Source organism: Aeromonas sp. QDB25 (assembly GCF_027707725.1).
Taxonomy (GTDB): domain Bacteria; phylum Pseudomonadota; class Gammaproteobacteria; order Enterobacterales; family Aeromonadaceae; genus Aeromonas; species Aeromonas caviae.
Map to the genome: position 1 here is coordinate 48,423 of NZ_JAPCIZ010000012.1, position 23,142 is coordinate 71,564.

Here is a 23,142-nt window from a genome sequence, read left to right on the forward strand (position 1 = left end):
CCGGATCAGGGCGCCTGCTCGAACAGCTCGAGGGCGGAGAGGTAGAGCTCCTCGATGTCGGTATCGCTGGTCGGGGTGATGAAGATGGTGTCATCACCGGCGATGGTGCCGAGGATCCCTTCGGCCTTGCCGAGGGAGTCAAGCAGGCGGGCGATCAGCTGGGCTGCGCCGGGGCTGGTGTGGATCACCACCAGAGCGCCGTTGTGGTCGACATCCAGCACCAGGTTCTTGAGGGGGCTGGAGGTGGTGGGCACGCCCAGTTCCACCGGCAGACAGTAGACCATCTCCATCTTGGCATTGCGGGTGCGAACGGCGCCGAAGCGGCTCAGCATGCGCGAGACCTTGGATTGGTTGATGTTCTCGAAGCCCATCTCTTGCAGGGCAGTCACTATCTCTGCCTGGGAGCCGAAACGCTCCTCTTTCAGCAAGGCTTTAAAGGCCTTGGCCAGTTTTTCTTGCTTGTCGTTATGTTTCATCTTGGACTCACGAATGAGGGGAGTGACCGCCTGTCACGCTCAGGCGGCAGATACGAACAGCGCTGCTATTTTGCATTCATATGCCTGTTTTGGCAAGGAAGCGGCGCTTGTTCTGCATATTGATTCAAATATAGCTTGCATCAACTTATGCTGGCGCTAGAATCAGGACGAAATTTTGAAAACTTATTCAATTGGGCTGTATGGGTATCGAATTAATCGGCATCGAAAAATCCTGGCACAAGGTGCCGGTACTGCAGCAGGTGAGCTTTCGGACTGCTCCCGGCGAGACCTTGGTATTGCTGGGCCCGAGCGGGGCAGGCAAGAGTTCTCTGCTGCGCATGATGAACTTGCTGGACACGCCGGATGCCGGTGTGTTGCGCATCGCAGACAGTGAATTTTCTTTCCCGTCCAGCCTCTCTACTGCCGAATTCAACCGTCAGGCACAGGCGCTGCGCCGCAAGGTGGGCATGGTGTTCCAGCAGTACAATCTGTGGCCGCACCTCACCGTGATGGAGAATCTGATTGAAGCGCCCGTCAAGGTGCTCGGCATGAGCCGCGACGCGGCCATCGAGAAAGGGGCCTATCTGCTGGCCCAGCTGCAACTGGCCGACAAACGGGACGCCTGGCCCGCACGGCTTTCCGGTGGCCAGCAGCAGCGGGTCGCCATTGCCCGTACCCTGATGATGGATCCCCAGGTGCTGCTGTTTGACGAACCGACGGCTGCCTTGGATCCCGAAATTACCAAAGAGGTGGCGGAGATCATCCGCACCCTGAGCCAGACCGGCATCACCCAGGTGGTGGTGACCCACGAGGTGGAGTTCGCCCGCAAGGTGGCCAGTCAGGTGATCTATCTGGAGAAGGGGCGGATCATCGAATCCGGCACCGCCGCCATCTTCCAGTCCCCGCAAACCAGCCGGTTTGCCGAATTCTTGATGCATTGATATTGAGTCGATAAGGAAGCTGTCATGAAAAAGAGTCTGTTGCTGATCGCCGCCATGGGTCTGCTGAGCACTTCTGTGCTGGCCAAAGAGATCAAGTTCGCCACCGAGGCAACCTATGCGCCGTTCGAATACCTGGATGACAAGAACGAGTTCCTGGGCTTTGACATCGATCTGGCCCGCGCAGTTTGCGAGCAGGCCAAGCTGGAGTGCAGCTTCCACAACCAGGCCTTCGACAGCCTGATCCCCAGCCTCAAGTTCCGTCGCTATGACGCCGTCATCGCCGCCATGGACGTGACCCCGGAGCGGGCTGCCCAGGTCGACTTCTCCGACATCTATTACGAGAACTCCGCGGTATTCGTCGCCAAGAAAGAGACCTTCAAGGGGCCGGACGATCTGGTGGACAAGACAGTCGGCGTGCAGAACGGCACCTCTCACCAGTCCTATCTGGTGGACAACTGGGTGAGCAAGGGTCTGCTGACCGTGCCCTACGCCAGCTACCAGAGCGCCTTCCTCGACATGATGAATGGCCGCACTGACGGCGTGTTTGCCGATACGGCGGTGGCCGCGGACTGGCTCAAGCAGCACAAGGAATACGCCGTGGTCGGTACCCCGGTGACCGACGCCAAGTACTTCGGTACCGGTTTTGGCATCGCGGTGGCCAAGGGCAACCAGGAACTGCTGACCCAGCTGAACAAGGGGCTGGCCGAGATCAAGGCCAACGGCACCTATCAGAAGATCTATGACAAGTACTTCGCGCAGTAAGCCATGTTGAGCCTGTTGTTGGATGCAGCCTGGATGACCCTCGGGCTGGCCCTGGCATCCCTGGTCGGTGGCATGGTGCTGGCACTGGCATTCAGTGCGGCTGAGTTGAGCAAGCAGCGTTGGCTGGTGTGGCCCGTGGCCACCCTGACCACCTTGATCCGTGGTCTGCCCGAGTTGCTGGTGGTGCTCTTCATCTACTTCGGCTCGACCCAGGTGCTGTTCCTCATTACCGGGGAGTATGTGGAGTTCAGCCCGTTCGCCTGCGGTGTGCTGGCGCTCTCCCTGCTGTTTGCGAGCTACGCCACCCAGACCCTGCGTGCCGCCCTCAATGCGGTGCCCCCTGGGCAGCGGCTGGCGGCGCAGGCGCTCGGCCTGGGCAAGGGGCACACCTTCTTTCGCATCGTGCTGCCCCAGGCCTGGCGTCACGCCCTGCCCGGACTCGGCAACCAGTGGCTGGTGCTGCTGAAAGACACCGCTCTGGTCTCCCTCATCGGGGTGAACGAGATGATGCGTCAGGCACAGATGGCGTCGGCCAGCACCTATCAACCCTTCACCTGGTACGCCGCTGCCGCCCTCATCTATCTGGCCATCAGTCTGGTGAGTGAATTCGGCTTGAAGCAGGCGTCCCGCTATACCCGCCGTTACGGAGGTTGACCATGCAGGATTACCTGATGACCCTGCTGGGAGGGTTGGCGATCACCTTGCAGCTCACCGTGTTCAGCTTGCTGCTGGGCGTGCTGATGGCGGCCGGCATGACCTGGGTGCTGGAGCGTCGCATTCCGGTGGCGACCCAGCTGGTGCAGCTCTGGGTACTGGTCTTTACCGGTACGCCGCTGCTCATCCAGATCTTCCTCATCTACTACGGGCCTGGCCAGTTTGAATGGCTCAAGGCGGGGCCGCTCTGGCCGCTGCTCAAGCAACCCTGGTTCTGCGCCGTGCTGGCGCTCGGTTTCAATACAGCAGCCTACTCCACGCGGCTGTTCAAGGGGGCGCTCGACGCCATCCCCGCCGGTGAGGTGGAGGCCTGCCGTGCGCTCGGCTTCTCGGCCGGACAGACCCTGTGGATGAAGACCCGCCATGCCGCCCGTCGGCTGGTCCCCGCCTATTCCAACGAGGTGATCCTGGTGCTCAAGGGGAGTTCGCTCGCCAGTACCATTACCATCATGGACATCATGGGGCTGGCCCAGCGTCTCAATGCCCAGACCTATGACACCCTGGCGGTGTTCACCGTGGCCGGAGCGCTCTATCTGACCATGAATGGATTGTTAACAATTGGTTTCCGCTGGTGTGAGCGTCGAGCACTGGCTTTCCAGTCCTGAAGCAGTCACATTTACCTCTTAATGGTGAGGGGAGCACAGGAAATCTGTGTCTTTCCTCCCATTTATCGCATATTCCTCTCCGCTTTCATCGCCGCTTGTTCCCTGGCTCACAGAACCCGTGATTACAACTGTTATCAGATTGTTTTTTAGGAGAGGATCCTTTAAGGTGAGGCGCACAATAAGAATCAGCGTTAACCCAACTAGAAACAACCTTAAACCTACGCTTAGACATGGAGTTGATCATGAAAGTTGCCGTTCTGGGTGCCGCCGGTGGCATCGGCCAAGCCCTCGCTCTGCTGTTGAAAAACCGCCTGCCTGCCGGTTCCGAACTGAGCCTGTATGACATTGCCCCGGTCACTCCGGGCGTGGCGGCGGACCTGAGCCACATCCCGACTGACGTGAAAGTAAAAGGTTTCTGCGGTGAAGATCCGAGCCCGGCTCTGGTCGGCGCCGATGTCGTGCTGATCTCTGCCGGCGTGGCGCGCAAGCCCGGCATGGACCGTTCCGACCTGTTCAACATCAACGCCGGTATCGTCAAGAACCTGGTTGAAAAGTGTGCTGCTTCCTGCCCGAAAGCACTGATCGGCATCATCACCAACCCGGTCAACACCACGGTCGCCATCGCCGCCGAAGTGCTGAAGAAAGCCGGTGTCTATGACAAGCGTCGCCTGTTCGGCGTGACCACCCTGGATGTGATCCGTGGCGAGACCTTCGTGGCCGAAGCCAAGGGCCTGAACGTTGACAAGGTACGTGTCAACGTCATCGGCGGTCACAGTGGCGTGACCATTCTGCCGCTGCTCTCCCAGGTTGAAGGCGCCAGCTTCACCGCTGAGGAAGTGGCTGCCATGACCAAGCGCATTCAGAATGCCGGTACCGAAGTGGTGGAAGCCAAGGCCGGTGGCGGTTCCGCCACTCTCTCCATGGGTCAGGCAGCCTGCCGTTTCGGTCTGTCGCTCATCAAGGGTCTGCAAGGGGAAGCCAATGTCATCGAGTGTGCCTATGTGGAAGGCAACGGTGAGCACGCCACCTTCTTCGCGCAGCCGGTGCTGCTCGGCAAGAACGGTGTCGAAACCGTGCTGGACTACGGCAAGCTGAGTGCCTTCGAGCAGGAAGCGATGGACAGCATGCTGGCCACCCTGAAGGCTGACATCCAGCTGGGCGTCGACTTCGTCAAGTAAGTTGCTACGTCGACCGCAAGGGGAGCCCAGGCTCCCCTTTGTCATTTTTGGGGTTGGGTGTGGCGGGCTAATGTGGTGGGCTAAGGAGATGGCCCTGGCTGCCGATAACAGAAGGCAGCAGGAGATCCCTATGATAAAACCAAGAACCCTCATCGCCATTATCGGTGTGTGCAGCTTCCCTTTGCAGGGTGCGGAGCCCACCTCGGCCGCTGCGCAACCCCAGTCGGCGGCGGTCACGGCCGCTCCCGTCCCGACGCCCTCGGCGGCCTTGCCATCGACCGCCCCGGTCCCAACACCGGTTGCGGAGCCCTCGGCCAGTCCGGCCACAGCACCGACGCCCTCGGCGGCCTTGCCATCGACCGCCCCGGTCCCAGCACCGGTTGCGGAGTCCTCGGCCAGTGTGGCCACAGCTCCCATGCCGTCAACCGCGGTGCCGGCCGCTGCCGCCCCCGTGGCATCTGCCCCGGCCCCGGCGCCGCTGCCCAGGGCGACGACGCAGGCATCCGCTGCTGCGGGAGAGTTGCAGGCCGTGCCGCTCTATCGCCAGGACGAACTGCTCAACTGGATAGAGCAGGGGCGCCATCTGGCCCGGGTGAAGCAGGACAGGTGCCAGCTCACCCAGGATATCGAGGCGAGGGCCTCGGTGATGAAGATCCCTGCCTATCAGTTCCTCTGGGGAGACATGCTGGCCTGGGGAGTTTGCACCAAGCCGGACGCCCAGATCGGGGTGCAGTACATGTGGGAGGCCGCCAACCAGGGGCTGGCGCCGGCGCTGGAACAGCTTGGCCGCTATTACTGGAAGGGGATCCTGGTCCAGAAGGATCTGGTGCGGGCCGAGACCCTGATGCGGGAAGCCGCGAGCCTCGGCTTCTTGCGGGCACAGATGGAGTGGGTGGAGATGTTGCTGCAGGGCATGGGGAGTCCCCTGGATTATGAGGAGGCGTATCACTGGCTGCACGGCGCCGTCATCGGCGACAAGGCCATGCACCAGAAGGCGGCGAGCCTGCTCAGCCGGCTCGGCAACCGGATGCCCGCCAATGCCATCGCCCGTGCCAAGGCGATGCACTGAGTTCTGGTAGCCCGCTTTGATATTACAAGGCCCACGAAGCTGTGCTTGTGGGCCTTGTGCATTTTCCCGGTCAGGGGAGGGATCAGAGGCCCTGATGGGGGCCGAAGACCTCGTAGTGCATCCGCTCGGCAGGCACGCCCACATTCTCCAACTGAGCTTTGACTGCCTTCATGAACGGGACAGGGCCGCAGAAATAGTAGTGGGCGTCGGCCGGAATGAGGTCGGTGACCTGCTCCAGTGCCAGAGTGCCGCTGAAGTCGTAATCCTCTCCTTTGACATCCTGCTCCCCCGGCTCCCGATACCAGATCCGGCTCTCCAGTTTCCCGTGTTGCCTGCTCTTTGCCCGGATCTCGTCCCTGAACGCGTGGTGGGCGCCGTGTTCGCAGGCGTGAAGCCAGCGAATATCCACATCCGGGCCCTCGGCCAGCAAGTGGTTGAGCATGCTCAGCATGGGGGTGAGGCCGACCCCGGCGGAGATCAGCACCACGGGCGTGTCTGTCTCCTCTTGCAGGAAGAAGTCGCCGGCCGGCGGCATGATGTCGACCGTGTCACCGATGTGAAGATGATCATGCAACAGGTTGGAGGCCTGACCCCTGGGTTCGCGCTTGACGCTGATGCGGTAGTCGCGGCCATTGGGGGCGTCCGAGAGGGAATACTGGCGGATCTCCTGATGCTCGAGGGCGGGATGAACCAGCTTGATACTGAGATATTGCCCCGGTTTGAAACGCAACACGGGGTTGCCATCGAGGGGGGCCAGGACGAAAGAGGTGATGAGTTCACTCTCCTGACGCTTCTCCTTGATGATGAAAGGACGGGTTCCCTGCCAACCACCGTCCTGGCTTGCCTTCTCCCGATAGAGCTCGCTCTCCCGGCCGATAAAGATGTCGGCCAGCACACCGTACGCCTTGCCCCAGGCGGTAAGTACCTCCTCCGTGACAGCGTTGCCACCCATTTCTTTGAGCGTGGCCAAGAGATGACTACCCACAATGTGATATTGTTCCGGCTGGATCAGGAAACCCGTGTGTTTGTGGGCGATGCGTTCAACGGCTCCGGCCAGGGCCCCCAGATTGTCGATGTTTCTGGCATAGGCCGCCACCGCACTGAACAGTGCCAAGGGCTGTCCCCCGCTACGCTGGTGAGCCAGGTTGAAGAGATCCTTCAACTCGGGATTGTGGCTGAACATGCGCTGATAAAAGTGCCGTGTGAGGTCAGGGCCCGCCGATTCGAGCAAAGGAATGGTGCTCTTGATGACGGCGATGGTGGCTTGGTCTAACATAGGAGGTCCTTTCTAATTGAACATCTGGAATGTCACTTATTAAGTTGCATCCTAAATGTTTAATTGATCTGGATCAATCATCAATTCTTCGCGCTAGGCGCTACAGGCACTATGAGACTAACGAGCTATACCGATTTTGGATTGAGAGCCCTGCTCTATCTGGCCACCCTGCCGGAGGGGGAACTGTCGAGCGTGGCCAAGGTATCCGCCTTGTACGACGTATCCCGCAACCACATGGTGAAGGTGGTGAACCAGTTGGTAAAACTGGGCTATCTGCAGTCCCAGCGTGGCAAGAATGGTGGCATCCGCATGGCGCGCTCCCCCGACGAGATCAATATCGGGCAAGTGATCCGGGCATTGGAAGGCAATCTGGACGGGATCGACTGCAGCTCCCCGGTCTGCCATATCGTCTCCGTCTGTCTGCTCAAGAGTGCCTTGAAGGAGGCGATGAACGCCTTCCTCGCGGTGATGGATGGCTATACGCTGCAGGATTTGCTGGCAAACCGTGACGAGTTGCAGCAGGTGTTCGGTGAGCTCATCCCCACTCTGGTGCTGGAGCCGGATGACGAGAGCGAGTGAAACAAAAAGGCTGCCATCGGCAGCCTTTTTTCAATCCTCGTACCCTGAATCGTCCCGGTACAGGTGCGGCATGATCCTCGCCATCTTCACCATGTTGTTCTCCACTTCGAGAATCTCGATAGGGTAGCCCGCCAGCCTGACACTGATGTTGGGTTGGGGGATCTCCTCAAGGTACTCCAGGATGGCGCCATTGAGGGTCCGTGGGCCGTCCATGGGCAGGTGCCAGTCCATCTCCTTGTTCAGCTCGCGGATGCTGGCGGAGCCTTCGACCAGGAAGGAGCCGTCCGGCTGGGGATGGATCTCGTCACTCGGGGTCGGTGTCATGGAGGTGGTGAAGTCACCGACAATCTCTTCCAGGATGTCGTCCAGGGTGATCAGCCCCTGAATATCGCCATATTCGTCGACGATAAGGCCAATTCGCTCCTTGTTGCGCTGGAACTTGGCCAACTGCACGTTGAGGGGGGTCCCCTGGGGGATGAAATAGATGGGGTCGACTTCCCGCAGCAGGCTGGACTTGCTGAACTGATCCCGGGCGACCAGTCTCAGGGCATCCCGTGAGTGCAGGAAGCCGACGACGTCATCGATATTGTCGCGATAGAGCAGGATCTTGGTGTGGGCGCAGTGGGCCAGCTGGCGCAGTATGATCTTCCAGTCGTCATTGATGTCGATGGCGGAGATCTCGCTGCGCGGGACCATGATGTTCTCCACCGTCATCTTGTCGAGATCCAGGATGCTTATCAGCATCTCCTGGTGGTGCTTGGGAATGAGATTGCCCGCCTCGTTGACGATGGTGCGCAGCTCTTCGGAATTGAGGGAGTCATCCTTGTTGTGCTCTAGACGCAAGAGTTTCAGCAGCAGGTTCGTGATGCTGTTGATGAGCCAGACAAGGGGGGTGAACGGCACCATCAGCCCCTTGAGGATCCAGGAGGCAGGGTAGGCTATCCGCTCGGGGAACATGGCCGCCAGTGTCTTGGGGGTGACTTCCCCGAATACCAGCACCACCAGGGTCAGCCCGAAGGTGGCAATGGCGACGCCGAGATCCCCGAACAGCCGGATGCAGACGATGGTCGCGATGGCGGAGGCCAGGATGTTGACCAGATTGTTGCCGATGAGAATGAGGCCAAGCAGGCGGTCCGGCCTGGCCAGCAGCTTCTCGACCCGGCGGGCAGCCTTGTGCTTGGTCTGGGCCAGATGCCGAAGCTTGTAGCGGTTGAGCGACATTAGACCGGTTTCGGAACTGGAGAAGAAGGCTGACAAAAGGATCAAGATAACGAGAACAATCAGCAATGTACTCGTTGAGATACTGTCCAAGAAGGGCTCCTGTAAGGATGGTTGGGGAATGTTCGTGTGTCAGCTAAGCAGCACTTCCTTGACGAAACGGCTGCCAAAATAGGCCAGTGTCAGGATGAAGCTGCCGATGAGGCTCAGCATGATGACCTTGCGGCCGCGCCAGCCACGGGTATGGTGACCCCAGAGCAGCAGAGCGTAGACGCACCAGGCCAGGATAGAGAGGATGGCCTTGTGGGATTTGCCCTGGGCAAACATGTCTTCCAGGAAGAACAGGCCGGATGCGATGGAGAGGGTCAGCAGCAGCAGACCTGCGGAAATGAGCTGAAACAGGCGCTTCTCCACCGTCATCAGGGGTGGCATGGCTGGCAGGTGGCTGATCTTTCTGGATTTCAGTTGCCTGTCCAGGCAGGCAAGCTGGAGGGCAAACAAGCAGGCGATCATCAGTACCGAATAGGCCATCAGCGCGAGGCCTATGTGCAGCAGTAACTGGGGGTGCGCTTCCAGATGGGTGATGTAGCGCCCGGGAATGAGCGCGCTGGCCGCCAGCAGCAGGGCTGAAAAACTGTAGACGACGGGCAGCAGGATCCAGCCGTTGAAGCGTCGGGTGACGCAGGTCATGAAGCAACTGATGATAAGGCTGACCAGGGACGCCACGTTCAACATGCTGAGATTCTGGCCGGAATGGGTGACCAGCACTTCGCTGCCCACCGCCATGCCATGGGCGGTCAGGGCCAGGCCGACACAGGCGAACAGCGATACTTGCCCGACGGGCTTGGCGCTGAGCAGCAGGTGCAGTGAGGCGATGATGGCCAGCAGGTAAAACGCCAGGGCCAGAACAGAGATCACGATCATAACCAGGTCGTTGTCAAACAAGCTTTATGGATAAGAGGGGCAGTATACCTTGCACAAGATATGCTCGCCAGTTGTGCCAGAGGCTAACTGCCCACATATAAGTAGGCGTTGATGGCCACCGTGCGGCGAATAATCGTCCTCCGGCGTTGACTGGGGTATACTGCCCTCCATTTGTTGACCTGCCCGTTCGATGGCAGGCCGCCGCGGCAAGCGGCGAGTAATCGTCCCTAGAGTGCTGACCGGGGTATAATGCCCCCAGTGTCACGCCAAGAACCGGAAAGCGTCATGTTTGAGAATTTGACTGAACGACTCTCGCGCACCCTGCGCAATGTCAGCGGCCGCGGCCGCCTGACCGAAGAGAACATCAAGGATACCCTGCGCGAAGTCCGCATGGCGTTGCTCGAGGCGGACGTCGCCCTGCCGGTGGTGCGCGATTTCGTGGCGCGCGTCAAGGAACGAGCTGTGGGCCAGGAAGTGGCCAAATCCCTGAGCCCGGGCCAGGCGTTCATCAAGATCGTCCATGGCGAACTGGTCACCGTGATGGGGGAGGCCAACGAACAGCTCAACCTGGCTGCCCAGCCGCCGGCCATCATCCTGATGGCAGGTCTTCAGGGGGCCGGTAAGACCACTACGGTCGGCAAACTGGCCAAACTGCTCAAGGAGCGCAGCAAGAAGAAGGTGCTGGTGGTCAGTGCGGACGTCTACCGTCCGGCGGCGATCAAGCAGCTTGAGACACTTGCGGGCGACATCGGTGTCGACTTCTTCCCGAGTGATGCCAGCCAGAAACCGATCGCCATTGCCACTGCCGCCATCGATCAGGCGCGCAAGAAGTTCTATGACGTGGTGATCGTCGATACTGCCGGTCGTCTGCACGTCGATGGCGAAATGATGGCGGAGATCCAGGATCTGCACGCCACCATCAAGCCGGTCGAAACCCTGTTCGTGGTGGATGCCATGACAGGCCAGGATGCTGCCAATACCGCCAAGGCCTTCAACGAAGCGCTGCCGCTCACCGGTGTGATCCTTACCAAGGCAGACGGTGATGCCCGCGGTGGTGCCGCACTGTCGGTTCGCCATATCACCGGCAAGCCGGTCAAGTTCATCGGTATGGGCGAGAAGACCGACGCGCTGGAGCCGTTCCATCCGGATCGTCTCGCCTCCCGCATCCTCGGTATGGGGGATGTGCTCTCTCTCATCGAAGAGGTGGAGCGCAACGTCGATAAAGAGAAGGCGGCCAAGCTGGCCAGCAAGGTCAAGAGTGGCAAGGGCTTCGATCTGGAAGACTTCCGTGAGCAGCTGGCCCAGATGCGCAACATGGGTGGCATGATGGGGATGCTCGACAAGCTGCCTGGCATGTCCGGCCTGCCGGACAACATCAAGGATCAGATGGATGACAAGCTCACCGTGCGGATGGAGGCCATTATCAGCTCCATGACGCCGAAAGAGCGTGCCCATCCCGATCTCATCAAGGGCTCCCGCAAGCGCCGCATCGCTGCGGGCTCCGGCATGCAGGTCCAGGATGTGAACAAGCTGCTCAAGCAGTTCACCGAGATGCAGCGCATGATGAAGAAAATGTCCGGCAAGGGCGGCATGCGCAAGATGATGGGCCAGATGAAGAACATGCTGCCCCCCGGATTCGGTGGTGGCGGTCGCGGTCCGTTCTGATTTTCCTGCTGGTCAGGTAGAAAGGCTCACCCTGGTGAGCCTTTTTCATGCCAATCCCTGCGCAAAAAATAGCTGGCTTGGTTGCAATTATTACGAATCCAAGTAGAATTACGCGGCTTATTTTAAGCTAGGGTCTGCGTATTTGCAGGCCTTGTTCATTAGATGTTTATGAGGACGATATGGTAACCATTCGTTTACAACGTGGTGGCGCGAAAAAGCGTCCGTTCTACCAGGTAGTAGTTGCTGACAGCCGTAACGCCCGTGACGGTCGTTTCATCGAGCGCGTCGGTTTCTTCAACCCGGTTGCTGCTGGTAACGCTGAAAAGCTGAACCTGGACCTGGCTCGTATCGAGCATTGGGTTGCTACTGGTGCCGCTGTTTCTGACCGCGTTGCCAAGCTGATCAAAGACGCTGCCAAAGCTGCTTAATCAGCCAAACGGTAGGGAGTTAAGGTGGAAAAACCTGTAGTTCTGGGCACCCTGGGGACCGTTTACGGGATCAAGGGCTGGCTTAAAGTGAACTCCTTCACCGATGTTGCCGAAGCGATTTTCGATTACAACCCCTGGCTGATCAATCAGAACGGGGCGTGGCGTGAAATCCGGGTGTCATCCTGGAAGCGTCATAACAAGGGTCTGATCTGCAAACTCGATGGTATCGATGTGCGTGAGGATGCCCTGGCATTGACCAACGTCGAGATTGGCGTCCCCGCCGATCTGTTGCCTGCGTTGCCCGAAGGGGAGTTCTACTGGCGTGACCTCATTGGTTGCACCGTGGTAACCACCAAGGGATACGACCTGGGCAAGGTGACCGAATTGATGGAAACCGGCTCCAACGATGTGTTGGTGGTTGAGGCCAATGTAAAAGATGCCTTTGGTGCAAAGGAGCGGTTGATACCGTTCCTGGAAGAGCAGGTGATCAAGAATATTGATCTGACTGCTCGAACAATCGAAGTTGATTGGGATCCTGGTTTCTAGTTTCCCGCGCTAACACGGGTGCCGGAGGTTTCTTATGTGGATTGGGGTCATTAGCCTCTTCCCGGAAATGTTCCGAGCCATTACCGAGCACGGGGTAACGGGTCGGGCCGTCAAGAGTGGCCTGCTGCAGATTGAGTGCTGGAACCCTCGGGACTTCACCCACGACAAACACCGTACGGTCGATGATCGTCCTTATGGTGGTGGGCCCGGCATGTTGATGATGGTTCAGCCGCTGCGTGATGCCATTCATGCAGCCAAGCAAGCGGCGGGAGACGGGGCGAAAGTCATCTATCTCTCTCCTCAGGGACGCAAGCTGACTCAAGCGGGCGTGACCGAGTTGGCGACGAATCAGAAACTGATTCTGGTCGCCGGTCGATACGAAGGTATCGATGAGCGCGTGATACAAACCGAAGTCGACGAAGAGTGGTCTATCGGGGATTACGTGTTAAGTGGTGGCGAGTTGCCTGCCATGACCCTGATCGATGCGGTTTCGCGTCTGGTCCCGGGGGTCTTGGGTGATCAGGCTAGTGCCGAGCAGGACTCCTTCACGGATGGGCTGCTGGATCATCCCCACTATACTCGGCCGGAGGTGTTGGATGGGCTGACGGTGCCCGAGGCGCTGACAAGCGGCAATCACGAAGTGATTCGGCGCTGGCGACTCAAGCAATCGCTCGGACGAACCTGGCAGAGAAGGCCGGAACTTATTAACAACCTAGCTCTGACTGACGAGCAAGAATCACTTCTTGCCGAGTATGTCCGCGAAGTGCGTGACAGCGTTAAGTAGAGTTTTCAGTTTATCCTAGGTAAGGAAAGACAATGAGCAAGATTATTCAGCAGCTTGAACAAGAGCAACTGCGTACCGACATCCCGGCTTTTGCCCAGGGCGACACCGTACGTGTTCAAGTTCGTGTTAAAGAAGGTGGTAAAGAGCGTCTGCAGGCTTTCGAAGGCATCGTGATTGCCAAGCGTAACCGCGGTCTGCACTCTGCTTTCACCGTTCGCAAGATCTCCAACGGCGAAGGTGTTGAGCGTGTATTCCAGACTCACTCTCCGCTGATCCACAGTGTAGAACTGAAGCGTCGTGGTGATGTTCGCCGCGCCAAACTGTACTACCTGCGCAACCTGTCCGGCAAAGCTGCTCGTATCAAAGAGAAGCTCAACTAATTCGATTCGAATTGGTGTCGGTATGTCGGCGAAAAGCTCGACAGGTAGTGAAAAGGCTCGCCAATGGCGAGCCTTTTTTGTATCCGTGTGCGGGGTATTGGCTCAACCGGGCTGGCTGACCCGCACCACAGAGTTGTCACGCCCGAAGGGGCCAGGCACATAGTCGTCCGCCTCCCAGTCGTTGTCATAAAGGGTTTCACCATCGGGTTGCACTAGCTGATAGCAATACTCGAAATGGCTGGGGCCATCGGTCGGCAGGTTGAGTGTCGCCTTGAACTCCCCGTTTTTCATCCTCTTCAGTTCAATGGGCTGCCACTGGCTGAATTCACCCAGCAGCAAGACCTGCTCGGCATCACCGGCGGCCTCCTTTTCGACGGCAAAGGTCACCTTGACCTCGGGACGGGATTTGAGGAATTGCTTGTTGATCGGCATATGGACTCCTTGTCACTGGCTGCGAAGAAAGTAGCGCTGGTTATTTTTATATCACTTTATGACAAGGATGTTGATAAACAGGATCAAAGGGGGAGGGCAAAATGGCGCTGCAGGAGTTGATGGGTGAACTCGATCTTGAGGTAGAAGCCCCGTGGTAGCGTCATGATGGGTTGGCCATTGCGGCCGATGGCGCGGGTCAGCGCCTTGCTGTTGGCCGCCTTGGGGCGTAGCTGCAATACCTGGCCGTGGCGGGCGCTGATCTGCTCCACTTCCCCCAGCACTATCATGTCCATCAGCTCTTCCCAGTCCTGGCGTAGCAGTTCTTCTTCCTCTTTATTCGGGCTCCATAGCAGCGGCATGCCGACGCGACGGTCGCCGACAGGGATGTCGCGGCTGCCTTCCACCGGGATCCAGAGCACCCGCGACAGCTTGTTGCGCACGTTCGACTCCTCCCAGCGCTGGCCGCTGACCCCGATGAGGGGGGCCACGCAGACAAAGGTGGTTTCCAGCGGGCGCCCTTGAGGATCGACGGGGATCGTCTTGAGCTCGATACCGAGATCCGGAAAATCCTGCTCGGGACGGCTACCTGCACTGGCCCCCAGCTGCCACTCGATCAACTGCCCTGTCCAGCCCTTGTCACGCCTGAGATCCCGCGGTACGGGGATGCCTGCCGTTGCGGCAAGCTGGGCCAGAGTGAAGCCAGCCATGGCGTAGGCTCGACTGAGCAGCTCTTGTTCTGACTGGGGATTGGCGGGCATGAGGGCTCCTCTGGAGATAATAGACATCGCAATACGGATCCTTGCATGGTATCGCTGATTTTATAACCGATCCTCGCCCGACTATACACAGGGAGACATGGGTGACAGAATTCAACATATCTAAATGATTTTAAAGGATTTTACTTTATTTATCCAGTATGTTGGCCCGCCGGTTCCCCGCATAAACGAGTTGTCCAAGGGTTTGTGCGAGCTGTTGCACACAGTTATCCACAGAAATCTTGGATAACTGGCGTAAAGTGGTGAAAGGAAGCGTGGCACCAGAAATAAATGTGAGAGTACGCCGATTTTCAGCGCCATTTCGGTGCAGATAATGCGCCATATCTGTGGATAAATCCGTCTTGGTGGATCTTTGAGCAGTCGAACTTGTTCACAATTGACAGGCTGGATCCTCTTAGGCAAAAGACATGGATCTTGATCCAGCAATTAAACTATAACCTTATGTATTTAAATGTATATTTTGTTTTTAAGTGAATCGGGTATGATATGCTTCCGTGCAATGCCACAGTATAAAACTACTGTATATACCTGCTTGATCACAGGTTTATGCACAGTCTGGGTGGGCAACTTGCCTAGTATGAACCTTTAATTTGTTTATAACTTTGCTTGAAATGCCAAGTTATTCATGAATGGAAGATGACAGTCCCTGTTTGCCGCCACGGGGTGAATGTGGAACAATCTCGTTATAGATTCAGCCTTTATAAGGTGATCACGTGATAGATGGTGACGGATTTCGTCCCAATGTCGGCATCGTGATCTGTAACCGTGACGGACAAGTATTGTGGGCTAAGCGCTATGGGCAGCACTCCTGGCAGTTTCCGCAGGGGGGGGTTGATGATGGTGAATCGCCGGAACAGGCCATGTATCGTGAGCTGTATGAGGAGATAGGCCTCAAGCAGGACGATGTGACCATACTGGCGACCAGTCGCAACTGGCTGAAGTATCGCTTACCCAAACGACTCGTCCGCTGGGACAGTTCACCGGTCTGTATTGGCCAGAAGCAGAAATGGTTTTTGTTGCAGCTCGATCCTGGCAAAGAGTCCAGGATCCAGTTTGGCTGTCATGGTCACCCGGAATTTGATGATTGGCGTTGGGTCAGCTTCTGGTACCCGGTTCGTCAGGTCGTCTCCTTCAAGCGGGAGGTTTACCGCCGGGTGATGAAGGAGTTTGCCCCGCTGGCCATGCCAGTCCCCGTGGTGCAGGCTAACCGAAAAGATGGGCGGCGCAACCGCTCGCGTTAAGGAGCACAACTAGTTGCTGACGGAACTCAGACGCATCGTGGAAAGCATGGCCGAGGCCAACACCCTCGAACAGGCCTTGCAAGCATTGGTGAGCCAGACCCGGCTCGCCATGACGGTGGACTGCTGCTCCGTCTATGTAGCCGAGCCGGACATGCGCCGCTATCGACTGGCTGCGACCGATGGTCTGGCCGAATCGGCCGTGGGCAAGGCCACCCTGCCGTTCGAGCAGGGTATCGTCGGCCTGGTGGGTCAGCGTGAAGAGCTGATCAACCTGGCCGATGCCCCCTCTCACCCCAGTTTCAAGTTCCTGCCCGATGTGGCGGAAGAGGCGTTTCGCTCCTTCCTCGGCGCTCCCATCATGCATCAGCGTCAGGTGGTGGGGATTCTGGTCGTGCAGCAGAAGGAGAGCCGCCTCTTCGATGAGGGGGAGGAGTCCTTCATGGTCACCCTGGCGGCTCAGCTGGCTGCCCGCATCGCCCAGGCCCAGGCCAAGGGGTGGCTGCAGAAGACCGACTGGAGCAAGCCGCTGCGCGGTATTGCCGGGGCGAGTGGCATCGCCATCGCCAAGGCCTGGGTGTGGCGTCCGCGCAAGGCGCTCAATACCATCACGCCGCGCAAGGACGAGGATCATGCCAAGCAGCTTGCCCGTCTCGAGCTGGCGGTGGAGGAAGTGCGCCACGATCTGGAGAGCCTGGCACTGCGCTTTCGCGAGAGCTACAGCCAGGACTCGGTCGCCATCTTCGACATCTATCTGCACCTGCTTAACGATCCCGGCTACATCAAGCCCATCCGCAACAAGGTCAGCAAGGAACACTGGACCGCCATCTCCGCGGTCAAACTCATCAGCGATCGGCTGATAGAGCAGTTCAAGGGGATGAAGGATCCCTATCTGCGGGAGCGCTCCACCGATGTGAAAGACATCGCCCAGCGGCTCATCAGCCGGCTGGTGCAGGACGAACCCGAGCAGCTCACCATCGGCGAACCCGTGGTGCTGGTCGCCGATGAAGTGACGGCCACCATCCTTGCGGAGATCCCGAGGGAATTTCTGAGCGGTGTGGTGTCGCTCAAGGGCGGGACCAACTCCCATGCCGCCATCCTGGCCCGTGCCATGGGGGTGGCGGCCATCATGGGGGTGGATTTGCCCCTCGGTGACATCGGCGGTCGCACCCTGGTCATCGATGGCTACAGCGGCGATCTCTTCATCGAACCCAACCAGGTGATCCTGACCGAGTACCGGCAACTGCTGAGTGAGGAGCGGACACTCGACACACTGGTGCGTAGCGTCGACAACCAGCCCTCCGAGACCGCCGACGGCACCAAGGTCTCTCTGCTGCTCAACGCAGGGCTGAGTGCGGATACCGAGATCTCCCTCAATCATCTGGCGGACGGGGTCGGGCTCTATCGCACCGAGATCCCCTTCATGCTGCAGGACAGCTTCCCTTCGGAGTGGGAGCAGACTGCCCGCTATCGCGGGATCCTGGAAACCTATCGGGATCGCCCGGTTTGCATGCGGACTCTGGATGTGGGGGGGGACAAGCAACTGCCCTATTTCCCCATCGTGGAGGAAAATCCCTTCCTTGGTTGGCGGGGGATCCGGCTCACCCTGGATCACCCCGAACTCTTCCTGGTGCAGCTCAAGGCCATGTTGCGGGCCAGCGAAGGGCTGGACAATCTGGCTATCATGCTGCCGATGATCAGCAGTGTCAGTGAAATCAAGGCCTCCCGTCGTCTGCTGGATCAGGCGTGGCGCGAGGTGTCGGAAGAAGCGGCCAGCCGCGATGCGGTGATCCGCTACCCCAGTCTCGGGGTGATGATCGAAGTCCCCTCCGCGCTGTACATCCTGCCGGAGATGGCGCCGCTCATCGACTTCTGGTCGGTGGGCAGCAACGACCTGACCCAGTACCTGCTGGCGGTGGATCGCAACAATGCCCGTGTCGCCAGCATCTACGATGCCTTCCATCCCGCGGTGATCCGCGCTTTGCAGCTGCTGGTCGATGCCTCCCGGCGCTATCACAAGCCGGTTTCTGTCTGTGGCGAGCTGGCTGGCGATCCGGTCGGGGTGCTGCTGCTGCTGGCCATGGGCTATCGCCGTTTCAGCATGAATACCCACAACATCTCCCGCATCAAATACGTGCTGCGGCAATCCGACCTTGGCGAGTTGAAGGCGCTGATGGCGGATGGTCTCAAGCATGACAATCCTCACGTGCTGCGGGGCCTGTTTGCCCGATATCTGGAAGAGCACGGTCTGGGCGGATTGCTGCGGGCTGGGCACAAGGTCAGGCTGCCCGATTGATATTCCACCTTGTTACTGCGTAAGAATGATCGGAGAATGCGGCTTTTCTTATGATTGGGGCCGCCTATGCAGCACGACGGATATTGGGTTTTCTCGCAGATTGATCCCGTAGCATTCAGTTTGGGACCATTATCGGTACGCTGGTATGGTCTCATGTACCTGTTCGGTTTTGCCTTCGCCATGTGGCTGGCAGGTCGCCGCGCCGATGCACCCAATAGCGGCTGGACCCGCAACGAGGTATCCGACCTGCTGTTCTACGGCTTTCTCGGGGTGATCCTGGGTGGCCGTATCGGCTATGTGCTGTTCTACAACTTCGATCTCTTCCTCGCCGACCCGACCTATCTGTTCAAGATATGGACCGGTGGCATGTCGTTCCACGGTGGCCTCATCGGGGTGATCACCGCCATGATCTGGTTTGCCCACAAAACCCAGCGCCACTTCTTCACCGTGGCGGATTTCGTGGCGCCGCTGATTCCGTTCGGCCTCGGTGTTGGCCGCATCGGCAACTTCATGAACGGCGAGCTGTGGGGTCGGGTGACCGATGTCCCCTGGGCAATCATCTTCCCCGAGGCTGGTCCCGAGCCGCGTCACCCGTCCCAGCTTTACCAGTTCGCGCTGGAAGGGGTGGTGCTCTTCATCATCCTGAACCTGTTCTGGCGCAAGCACCCACCCCGTGGCGCCATTTCCGGGATGTTCCTGCTCTTCTATGGCCTGTTCCGCTTCCTGGTGGAGTTTGTTCGTCAACCAGACAGCCAGCTGGGTCTCTACTTCAACGAGATCAGCATGGGTCAGATCCTTTCTACCCCGATGATAGTGGCGGGTGGGCTCATGGTCTGGGCCGCCTACAAGCAGCCCCGTCTGTTCGGCAATGCACCCAAGGAGGCGAAGTAATGCGTGCCTATCTCGACCTGATGCAGAAAATTCTGGATGAAGGGACCGTCAAATCCGATCGCACCGGCACCGGGACAGTCTCCTTGTTCGGTCATCAGATGCGCTTCAATCTGGCGGAAGGATTCCCGCTGGTGACCACCAAGAAGTGCCACCTGCGCTCCATCATTCATGAGCTGCTCTGGTTCCTCAATGGCGATACCAACACCGCCTATCTGAAAGAGCACGGTGTCAGCATCTGGGATGAGTGGGCCGACGAGCACGGTGATCTGGGGCCTGTCTATGGCGCTCAGTGGCGCTCCTGGCCGGCGGCCGATGGATCTGTCATCGACCAGATCCAGAAAGCGGTGGATGACATCCAGCACAACCCGGATTCCCGCCGCATCATCGTCTCCGCCTGGAACGTGGGCGAGCTGGACAAGATGGCGCTGGCACCCTGCCACGCCTTCTTCCAGTTCTATGTGGCGGATGGCAAGCTCTCCTGCCAGCTCTACCAGCGCAGTTGTGATGTTTTCCTTGGCCTGCCGTTCAACATTGCCAGCTATGCGCTGCTGACCCACATGATGGCGCAGCAGTGCGATCTGGAAGTGGGGGACTTTGTCTGGACCGGCGGTGACGTGCACCTCTACTCCAACCACATGGAGCAGACGGCACTGCAACTCACCCGCGAGCCGCGCCCCTTGCCGCAACTGGTGATCAAGCGCAAACCTGACTCCATCTTCGATTACAGATTCGAGGATTTCGAGATCCAGGGCTATGATCCCCATCCTGGGATCAAGGCGCCTGTCGCTATTTGAGTAAGTAATGAGCCTGGGGCGAGTCCCGCCTCTCAGGTGACGATGAATTGACACTCAGCTGTTAGAGGCGCCTGCGGGCGCCTTTTTGCATTTTTTGTGAATTTATATGCGATGTTCCGGGTGGAGAGAAGGCTCTTGAAAGAGGGTAGTAACCGGCTTATAGCAGGCATTATCTGTTTTGCTTTCGGTTTTTTCGTTGTTATCAGCCATTAGAAACGATTTTTCATTGAGCTACTCTGGCCCTAGACTGAAAAGATGCAATTTTATGGGTAGTTAGATATGAGCGATGTATTCAAGCGTTTTCTCAAACTGGAGTCCGCTTCCGGGATCATTCTGATCCTGGCCGCCCTGCTTGCCATCGGCCTGGCCAATTCGGCGCTGGCGCAACACTATCAGAGCTTCCTCAATACCGAGGTGCAGGTTCGCATCGCGGCCCTCGACATCAACAAGCCGCTGCTGCTCTGGATCAACGATGGCTTCATGGCGATCTTCTTCCTGTTGGTGGGTCTCGAGGTGAAGCGAGAGATGCTGGAGGGGGCGCTTTCCTCCCGGGTGCAGGCAACCTTCCCGGCCATTGCTGCCGTGGGGGGCATGTTGGTACCGGCACTCATCTATAGCTTCTTCAACTACGGGGACGAGGCTACCCGTGCTGGCTGGGCGATTCCGGCCGCAACCGACATCGCCTTCGCTCTCGGGGTCATGGCGCTGCTGGGCAAGCGGGTACCGACCAGCCTCAAGGTCTTCTTGCTGGCGCTGGCCATCATGGACGATCTGGGGGTCATCATCATCATTGCCCTCTTCTACACCCAGCAACTGTCGCTGACTGCGCTGGCGATAGGTGTGGTGGCCACCCTGACCTTGCTCTGGATGAATCGCCGTGGTGAGGACAGGATTGGACTCTATATGCTAGTCGGCCTGGTGCTCTGGGTTGCCGTGCTCAAGTCCGGTGTCCATGCGACCCTGGCGGGGGTCATCGTGGGCTTCATGATCCCCCTCAACGGCAAGCGTTACGCATCGCCACTCAAGCATCTGGAGCATGTGCTGCACCCCTGGAGCGCCTTCCTGATCCTGCCGCTGTTCGCTTTCGCCAACGCCGGGGTATCGCTGGAGGGGGTCTACTTCTCGGCTCTGCTCAATCCGCTCCCCATGGGGATCATCCTGGGGCTCTTCGTCGGCAAGCCGCTCGGGATTTTCACCATCAGCTGGCTGGCAGTGAAATCAGGCATTGCCCAATTGCCGCAAGGAGTGAACTTCAGACAGATCTTTGCCGTCAGCATCCTGTGTGGCATCGGCTTCACCATGTCGATGTTTATCGCATCGCTGGCATTCGAGCATGGCGGACTGGACTACGGCAGCTACTCGCGCCTCGGGATCCTGGCAGGTTCCACACTCGCGGCCGTGATCGGTTACATCGCTCTGCGGATATCGCTGCCCAATCGGGAGGCGAATCAAAGTACGGAGGGGTTATGAGAAAACTAGGATGGTTAGTCATGCTGGCAAGCCCTGCACTCTGGGCAGATAGTCTGGCCGATTGTCAGCAGGATGCCACCTCGGCAAGTTGTTCTGCCTATCTCAACGGGGTGGTCGACAGCGCACTCATGCTGGGGGACTCACAGGTAAAAGCCCGGTTCGGAGAGACCTTCGCCGAACGGGCACTGAGCAGTCGTGCCGGCGAGCGAGTCAAGCTGTCCAACAAGCGCTACTGCACCGAGCGAATGCCGGATGCCGGTCGTCTCAAGGCCCATCTGCAGGCACAGTTCGACGCGAACAAGGTTGACTCGATCAGCGACATGTATGACATTCTGGCGGTTGAACTCAGCTGCTACCGGAGCCCGCCTGGCGCGGGAACCCCATCGGATGTCACACCTTAACTACAACCATCTCTACTATTTTTGGATGACTCAGAAGAAGGGCTCCGTCACGCAGGCGGCGGAAGCCCTCTTTTTGACCCCACAGACCGTGACCGGTCAGATCAAACTGCTTGAGCAGCGTCTTGGCGGCAAGTTGCTGATCAGAAAGGGGCGCTCCCTTGAGGCCACCGAGCTTGGCCAACTGGTGTTTCGCTATGCGGACAAGATGTTCAGCCTCTCCTACGAGATGCTGGATATCGTCAATTACCGCAAGGAGAGCCAGATCCTGTTCGACGTCGGCATCGCCGATGCACTCTCCAAGCGTCTTGCCAGCCGGGTACTGCTCTCCGTGATCCCCAATGACGGTTCCATTCACCTGCGCTGCTTCGAGTCGACCCATGAACTGCTCCTGGAGCAGTTGAGCGAGCACAAGCTCGACATGATCCTCTCTGATTGCCCGGTAGACTCCAGCCAGCATGCCGGGTTGCTGTCCAAGCGTCTGGGGGGATGCGGCGTCAGTTTCTTCTGTAAGGCGCCTCTGCCCTCCCAGCCTTTCCCTGCTTGCCTGGAAGAGCGCAAGCTGCTCATCCCGGGCCGTCGCACCGCCATGGGTCGTCAACTGACCCAGTGGTTCGAGCAGCAGGGAATTTCCCCCAGCATTCTGGGAGAATTCGACGATGCGGCGCTGATGAAGGCGTTCGGTTTCTTCAACCAGGGCATCTTCATGGCTCCGACCATCTATCGAGAAGAGATCCTGGAGGGGGAGGAGGTGATGCTGCTGGGTGAAACCCAGGATCTGATGGAGGAGTATTACGTCATCTTTGCCGAGCGGATGATCCAACATCCTGCGGTCAAGCGAGTATGCGAGAGTGATTTCTCCTTCCTCTTTGCCGGGCAGGAGGATTTCACGGCCATTCAGCCAGCAAGCCTCTCGTTTTAAATCGACGGTGACGGCGCTATGATGCCTGTCTTGGAAGAGGAGGGTGAGATGCAATTGGAAGAAATGGAAGCGAATGCCGGGCGTGCCGTCACCCTGCTCAAGGCATTGGCCAATGAACGGCGGCTGTTTATCTTGTGCCAGTTGCTGGATAGGGAGCTGTCGGTCGGCGAGCTGAACGAGGTATTGGGATTGAGCCAGTCAGCCATGTCGCAGCATCTGGCGGTGTTGCGCCGGGATGAGCTGGTGGCGACGAGGAAGGAAGCCCAGACGGTCTATTATTCCCTGCGCAGCCATGAAGTGCGTGAGATGATCGGACTGTTGCACAGACTGTACTGTAGCGACCCCAAATAAAAAACCGGCACTAGGCCGGTTTTTTCAGC

Annotated in this window: 26 protein-coding genes; 20 read left to right on the forward strand and 6 right to left on the reverse strand. The window is 58.5% G+C overall.

The features are described from left to right. Window positions 1-5 precede the first annotated feature (5 nt). On the reverse strand, window positions 6-476 hold the full coding sequence (gene argR, locus PG883_RS06355) for a transcriptional regulator ArgR (protein ID WP_124813117.1): 471 nt from the start codon (window positions 474-476) through the stop codon (window positions 6-8). A gap of 200 nt (window positions 477-676) precedes the next feature. On the opposite strand from argR, the gene PG883_RS06360 reads away from it, so the two are divergent. From PG883_RS06360 to PG883_RS06385, 6 genes are all read left to right on the forward strand, one after another. After that, entirely contained in the window at window positions 677-1,417 is a 741-nt protein-coding gene (locus tag PG883_RS06360; protein WP_010673072.1) for an ATP-binding cassette domain-containing protein, read from the forward strand. A 24-nt stretch (window positions 1,418-1,441) separates the two neighbouring features. Next, window positions 1,442-2,179: an arginine ABC transporter substrate-binding protein gene (locus PG883_RS06365; protein WP_270807043.1), complete on the forward strand. Its 738-nt coding sequence runs from the start codon at window positions 1,442-1,444 to the stop codon at window positions 2,177-2,179. A 3-nt stretch (window positions 2,180-2,182) separates the two neighbouring features. Continuing rightward, the gene (artQ, locus tag PG883_RS06370; RefSeq protein WP_010673074.1) at window positions 2,183-2,833 is read left to right on the forward strand and encodes an arginine ABC transporter permease ArtQ; all 651 of its coding nucleotides are present in this window, start codon (window positions 2,183-2,185) and stop codon (window positions 2,831-2,833) included. A gap of 2 nt (window positions 2,834-2,835) precedes the next feature. Beyond that, the gene (gene artM / locus PG883_RS06375) at window positions 2,836-3,498 is read left to right on the forward strand and encodes an arginine ABC transporter permease ArtM (protein ID WP_039039976.1); all 663 of its coding nucleotides are present in this window, start codon (window positions 2,836-2,838) and stop codon (window positions 3,496-3,498) included. 242 nt (window positions 3,499-3,740) lie between these two features. Further along, window positions 3,741-4,676 (forward strand): malate dehydrogenase, encoded by a 936-nt coding sequence (mdh, locus tag PG883_RS06380; protein WP_010673076.1) that lies wholly within the window; start codon window positions 3,741-3,743, stop codon window positions 4,674-4,676. A gap of 415 nt (window positions 4,677-5,091) precedes the next feature. Further along, a complete protein-coding gene (locus PG883_RS06385) occupies window positions 5,092-5,745 on the forward strand; it encodes a tetratricopeptide repeat protein (protein WP_223931817.1) in 654 nt (217 codons plus the stop codon). A gap of 82 nt (window positions 5,746-5,827) precedes the next feature. Here the strand turns inward: PG883_RS06385 and hmpA are convergent, their stop codons facing one another. Continuing rightward, a complete protein-coding gene (gene hmpA / locus PG883_RS06390; protein ID WP_010673079.1) occupies window positions 5,828-7,021 on the reverse strand; it encodes an NO-inducible flavohemoprotein in 1,194 nt (397 codons plus the stop codon). 111 nt (window positions 7,022-7,132) lie between these two features. Between hmpA and PG883_RS06395 the strand changes: the two genes are divergently transcribed. Further along, window positions 7,133-7,600 carry an Rrf2 family transcriptional regulator gene (locus PG883_RS06395; protein WP_039039978.1) on the forward strand — a complete coding sequence of 156 codons (468 nt, stop codon included), beginning with the start codon at window positions 7,133-7,135 and terminating at the stop codon, window positions 7,598-7,600. 30 nt (window positions 7,601-7,630) lie between these two features. Here PG883_RS06395 and PG883_RS06400 read toward each other — a convergent pair whose 3' ends face one another. Both PG883_RS06400 and PG883_RS06405 read right to left on the reverse strand, forming a co-directional pair. Beyond that, a complete protein-coding gene (locus PG883_RS06400; protein ID WP_244812917.1) occupies window positions 7,631-8,911 on the reverse strand; it encodes an HlyC/CorC family transporter in 1,281 nt (426 codons plus the stop codon). Between the two features lie 39 nt (window positions 8,912-8,950). Next, window positions 8,951-9,742, reverse strand: a complete 792-nt coding sequence (locus PG883_RS06405) for a cytochrome C assembly family protein (RefSeq protein WP_010673082.1) — start codon at window positions 9,740-9,742, stop codon at window positions 8,951-8,953. A gap of 285 nt (window positions 9,743-10,027) precedes the next feature. On the opposite strand from PG883_RS06405, the gene ffh reads away from it, so the two are divergent. The 5 genes from ffh to rplS all read left to right on the forward strand — a co-directional run bounded on the left by ffh (window position 10,028) and on the right by rplS (window position 13,545). Then, on the forward strand, window positions 10,028-11,407 hold the full coding sequence (gene ffh, locus PG883_RS06410; protein ID WP_010673083.1) for a signal recognition particle protein: 1,380 nt from the start codon (window positions 10,028-10,030) through the stop codon (window positions 11,405-11,407). A 179-nt stretch (window positions 11,408-11,586) separates the two neighbouring features. After that, window positions 11,587-11,835, forward strand: a complete 249-nt coding sequence (gene rpsP / locus PG883_RS06415) for a 30S ribosomal protein S16 (RefSeq protein WP_010673084.1) — start codon at window positions 11,587-11,589, stop codon at window positions 11,833-11,835. Between the two features lie 24 nt (window positions 11,836-11,859). Next, the gene (gene rimM, locus PG883_RS06420; RefSeq protein ID WP_039039979.1) at window positions 11,860-12,381 is read left to right on the forward strand and encodes a ribosome maturation factor RimM; all 522 of its coding nucleotides are present in this window, start codon (window positions 11,860-11,862) and stop codon (window positions 12,379-12,381) included. A 34-nt stretch (window positions 12,382-12,415) separates the two neighbouring features. Further along, the gene (gene trmD, locus PG883_RS06425) at window positions 12,416-13,165 is read left to right on the forward strand and encodes a tRNA (guanosine(37)-N1)-methyltransferase TrmD (RefSeq protein WP_010673086.1); all 750 of its coding nucleotides are present in this window, start codon (window positions 12,416-12,418) and stop codon (window positions 13,163-13,165) included. A gap of 32 nt (window positions 13,166-13,197) precedes the next feature. Then, window positions 13,198-13,545: a 50S ribosomal protein L19 gene (gene rplS, locus PG883_RS06430; RefSeq protein ID WP_005313505.1), complete on the forward strand. Its 348-nt coding sequence runs from the start codon at window positions 13,198-13,200 to the stop codon at window positions 13,543-13,545. Between the two features lie 102 nt (window positions 13,546-13,647). Here rplS and PG883_RS06435 read toward each other — a convergent pair whose 3' ends face one another. Both PG883_RS06435 and mutH read right to left on the reverse strand, forming a co-directional pair. Then, window positions 13,648-13,977: an isoamylase early set domain-containing protein gene (locus PG883_RS06435; protein WP_010673087.1), complete on the reverse strand. Its 330-nt coding sequence runs from the start codon at window positions 13,975-13,977 to the stop codon at window positions 13,648-13,650. An 83-nt stretch (window positions 13,978-14,060) separates the two neighbouring features. After that, a complete protein-coding gene (gene mutH / locus PG883_RS06440; RefSeq protein ID WP_048209270.1) occupies window positions 14,061-14,735 on the reverse strand; it encodes a DNA mismatch repair endonuclease MutH in 675 nt (224 codons plus the stop codon). A gap of 731 nt (window positions 14,736-15,466) precedes the next feature. Here mutH and rppH point away from each other — a divergent pair. The 8 genes from rppH (at window position 15,467) to PG883_RS06480 (ending at window position 23,113) form a co-directional block, all read left to right on the forward strand. Next, window positions 15,467-15,994 carry an RNA pyrophosphohydrolase gene (rppH, locus tag PG883_RS06445; protein WP_010673089.1) on the forward strand — a complete coding sequence of 176 codons (528 nt, stop codon included), beginning with the start codon at window positions 15,467-15,469 and terminating at the stop codon, window positions 15,992-15,994. 13 nt (window positions 15,995-16,007) lie between these two features. Beyond that, window positions 16,008-18,287 carry a phosphoenolpyruvate--protein phosphotransferase gene (gene ptsP / locus PG883_RS06450; protein ID WP_270807044.1) on the forward strand — a complete coding sequence of 760 codons (2,280 nt, stop codon included), beginning with the start codon at window positions 16,008-16,010 and terminating at the stop codon, window positions 18,285-18,287. Window positions 18,288-18,353: 66 nt separating this feature from the next. Beyond that, on the forward strand, window positions 18,354-19,178 hold the full coding sequence (gene lgt, locus PG883_RS06455) for a prolipoprotein diacylglyceryl transferase (protein WP_043153049.1): 825 nt from the start codon (window positions 18,354-18,356) through the stop codon (window positions 19,176-19,178). Continuing rightward, window positions 19,178-19,972: a thymidylate synthase gene (thyA, locus tag PG883_RS06460; RefSeq protein ID WP_042014892.1), complete on the forward strand. Its 795-nt coding sequence runs from the start codon at window positions 19,178-19,180 to the stop codon at window positions 19,970-19,972. The genes lgt and thyA overlap by 1 nt, the downstream gene beginning before the upstream one ends. 279 nt (window positions 19,973-20,251) lie before the next feature. Next, window positions 20,252-21,442, forward strand: coding sequence for a Na+/H+ antiporter NhaA (gene nhaA / locus PG883_RS06465; protein ID WP_182955318.1), 1,191 nt, complete (start codon window positions 20,252-20,254; stop codon window positions 21,440-21,442). A gap of 20 nt (window positions 21,443-21,462) precedes the next feature. After that, entirely contained in the window at window positions 21,463-21,843 is a 381-nt protein-coding gene (locus PG883_RS06470) for a hypothetical protein (protein ID WP_174219042.1), read from the forward strand. After that, the gene (nhaR, locus tag PG883_RS06475) at window positions 21,830-22,762 is read left to right on the forward strand and encodes a transcriptional activator NhaR (protein WP_010673095.1); all 933 of its coding nucleotides are present in this window, start codon (window positions 21,830-21,832) and stop codon (window positions 22,760-22,762) included. Before PG883_RS06470 ends, nhaR begins: the two co-directional genes overlap by 14 nt. A gap of 48 nt (window positions 22,763-22,810) precedes the next feature. Next, the gene (locus PG883_RS06480) at window positions 22,811-23,113 is read left to right on the forward strand and encodes an ArsR/SmtB family transcription factor (protein ID WP_029313781.1); all 303 of its coding nucleotides are present in this window, start codon (window positions 22,811-22,813) and stop codon (window positions 23,111-23,113) included. Window positions 23,114-23,142: the final 29 nt, after the last annotated feature.

What these genes read in the sequence shown, in the direction of transcription:
- PG883_RS06365 (WP_270807043.1), top strand. Translation starts at nt 1,442, where the DNA reads ATGAAAAAGAGTCTGTTGCTGATCGCCGCCATGGGTCTGCTGAGCACT.
- nhaR (WP_010673095.1), top strand. Translation starts at nt 21,830, where the DNA reads ATGTCACACCTTAACTACAACCATCTCTACTATTTTTGGATGACTCAG.
- nhaA (WP_182955318.1), top strand. Translation starts at nt 20,252, where the DNA reads ATGAGCGATGTATTCAAGCGTTTTCTCAAACTGGAGTCCGCTTCCGGG.
- mutH (WP_048209270.1), bottom strand. Translation starts at nt 14,735, where the DNA reads ATGCCCGCCAATCCCCAGTCAGAACAAGAGCTGCTCAGTCGAGCCTAC.
- PG883_RS06360 (WP_010673072.1), top strand. Translation starts at nt 677, where the DNA reads ATGGGTATCGAATTAATCGGCATCGAAAAATCCTGGCACAAGGTGCCG.
- lgt (WP_043153049.1), top strand. Translation starts at nt 18,354, where the DNA reads ATGCAGCACGACGGATATTGGGTTTTCTCGCAGATTGATCCCGTAGCA.
- PG883_RS06435 (WP_010673087.1), bottom strand. Translation starts at nt 13,977, where the DNA reads ATGCCGATCAACAAGCAATTCCTCAAATCCCGTCCCGAGGTCAAGGTG.
- rplS (WP_005313505.1), top strand. Translation starts at nt 13,198, where the DNA reads ATGAGCAAGATTATTCAGCAGCTTGAACAAGAGCAACTGCGTACCGAC.
- PG883_RS06480 (WP_029313781.1), top strand. Translation starts at nt 22,811, where the DNA reads ATGCAATTGGAAGAAATGGAAGCGAATGCCGGGCGTGCCGTCACCCTG.
- rpsP (WP_010673084.1), top strand. Translation starts at nt 11,587, where the DNA reads ATGGTAACCATTCGTTTACAACGTGGTGGCGCGAAAAAGCGTCCGTTC.
- hmpA (WP_010673079.1), bottom strand. Translation starts at nt 7,021, where the DNA reads ATGTTAGACCAAGCCACCATCGCCGTCATCAAGAGCACCATTCCTTTG.
- PG883_RS06395 (WP_039039978.1), top strand. Translation starts at nt 7,133, where the DNA reads ATGAGACTAACGAGCTATACCGATTTTGGATTGAGAGCCCTGCTCTAT.
- artQ (WP_010673074.1), top strand. Translation starts at nt 2,183, where the DNA reads ATGTTGAGCCTGTTGTTGGATGCAGCCTGGATGACCCTCGGGCTGGCC.
- mdh (WP_010673076.1), top strand. Translation starts at nt 3,741, where the DNA reads ATGAAAGTTGCCGTTCTGGGTGCCGCCGGTGGCATCGGCCAAGCCCTC.
- PG883_RS06405 (WP_010673082.1), bottom strand. Translation starts at nt 9,742, where the DNA reads ATGATCGTGATCTCTGTTCTGGCCCTGGCGTTTTACCTGCTGGCCATC.
- ffh (WP_010673083.1), top strand. Translation starts at nt 10,028, where the DNA reads ATGTTTGAGAATTTGACTGAACGACTCTCGCGCACCCTGCGCAATGTC.
- thyA (WP_042014892.1), top strand. Translation starts at nt 19,178, where the DNA reads ATGCGTGCCTATCTCGACCTGATGCAGAAAATTCTGGATGAAGGGACC.
- argR (WP_124813117.1), bottom strand. Translation starts at nt 476, where the DNA reads ATGAAACATAACGACAAGCAAGAAAAACTGGCCAAGGCCTTTAAAGCC.
- trmD (WP_010673086.1), top strand. Translation starts at nt 12,416, where the DNA reads ATGTGGATTGGGGTCATTAGCCTCTTCCCGGAAATGTTCCGAGCCATT.
- PG883_RS06385 (WP_223931817.1), top strand. Translation starts at nt 5,092, where the DNA reads ATGCCGTCAACCGCGGTGCCGGCCGCTGCCGCCCCCGTGGCATCTGCC.
- PG883_RS06470 (WP_174219042.1), top strand. Translation starts at nt 21,463, where the DNA reads ATGCTGGCAAGCCCTGCACTCTGGGCAGATAGTCTGGCCGATTGTCAG.
- artM (WP_039039976.1), top strand. Translation starts at nt 2,836, where the DNA reads ATGCAGGATTACCTGATGACCCTGCTGGGAGGGTTGGCGATCACCTTG.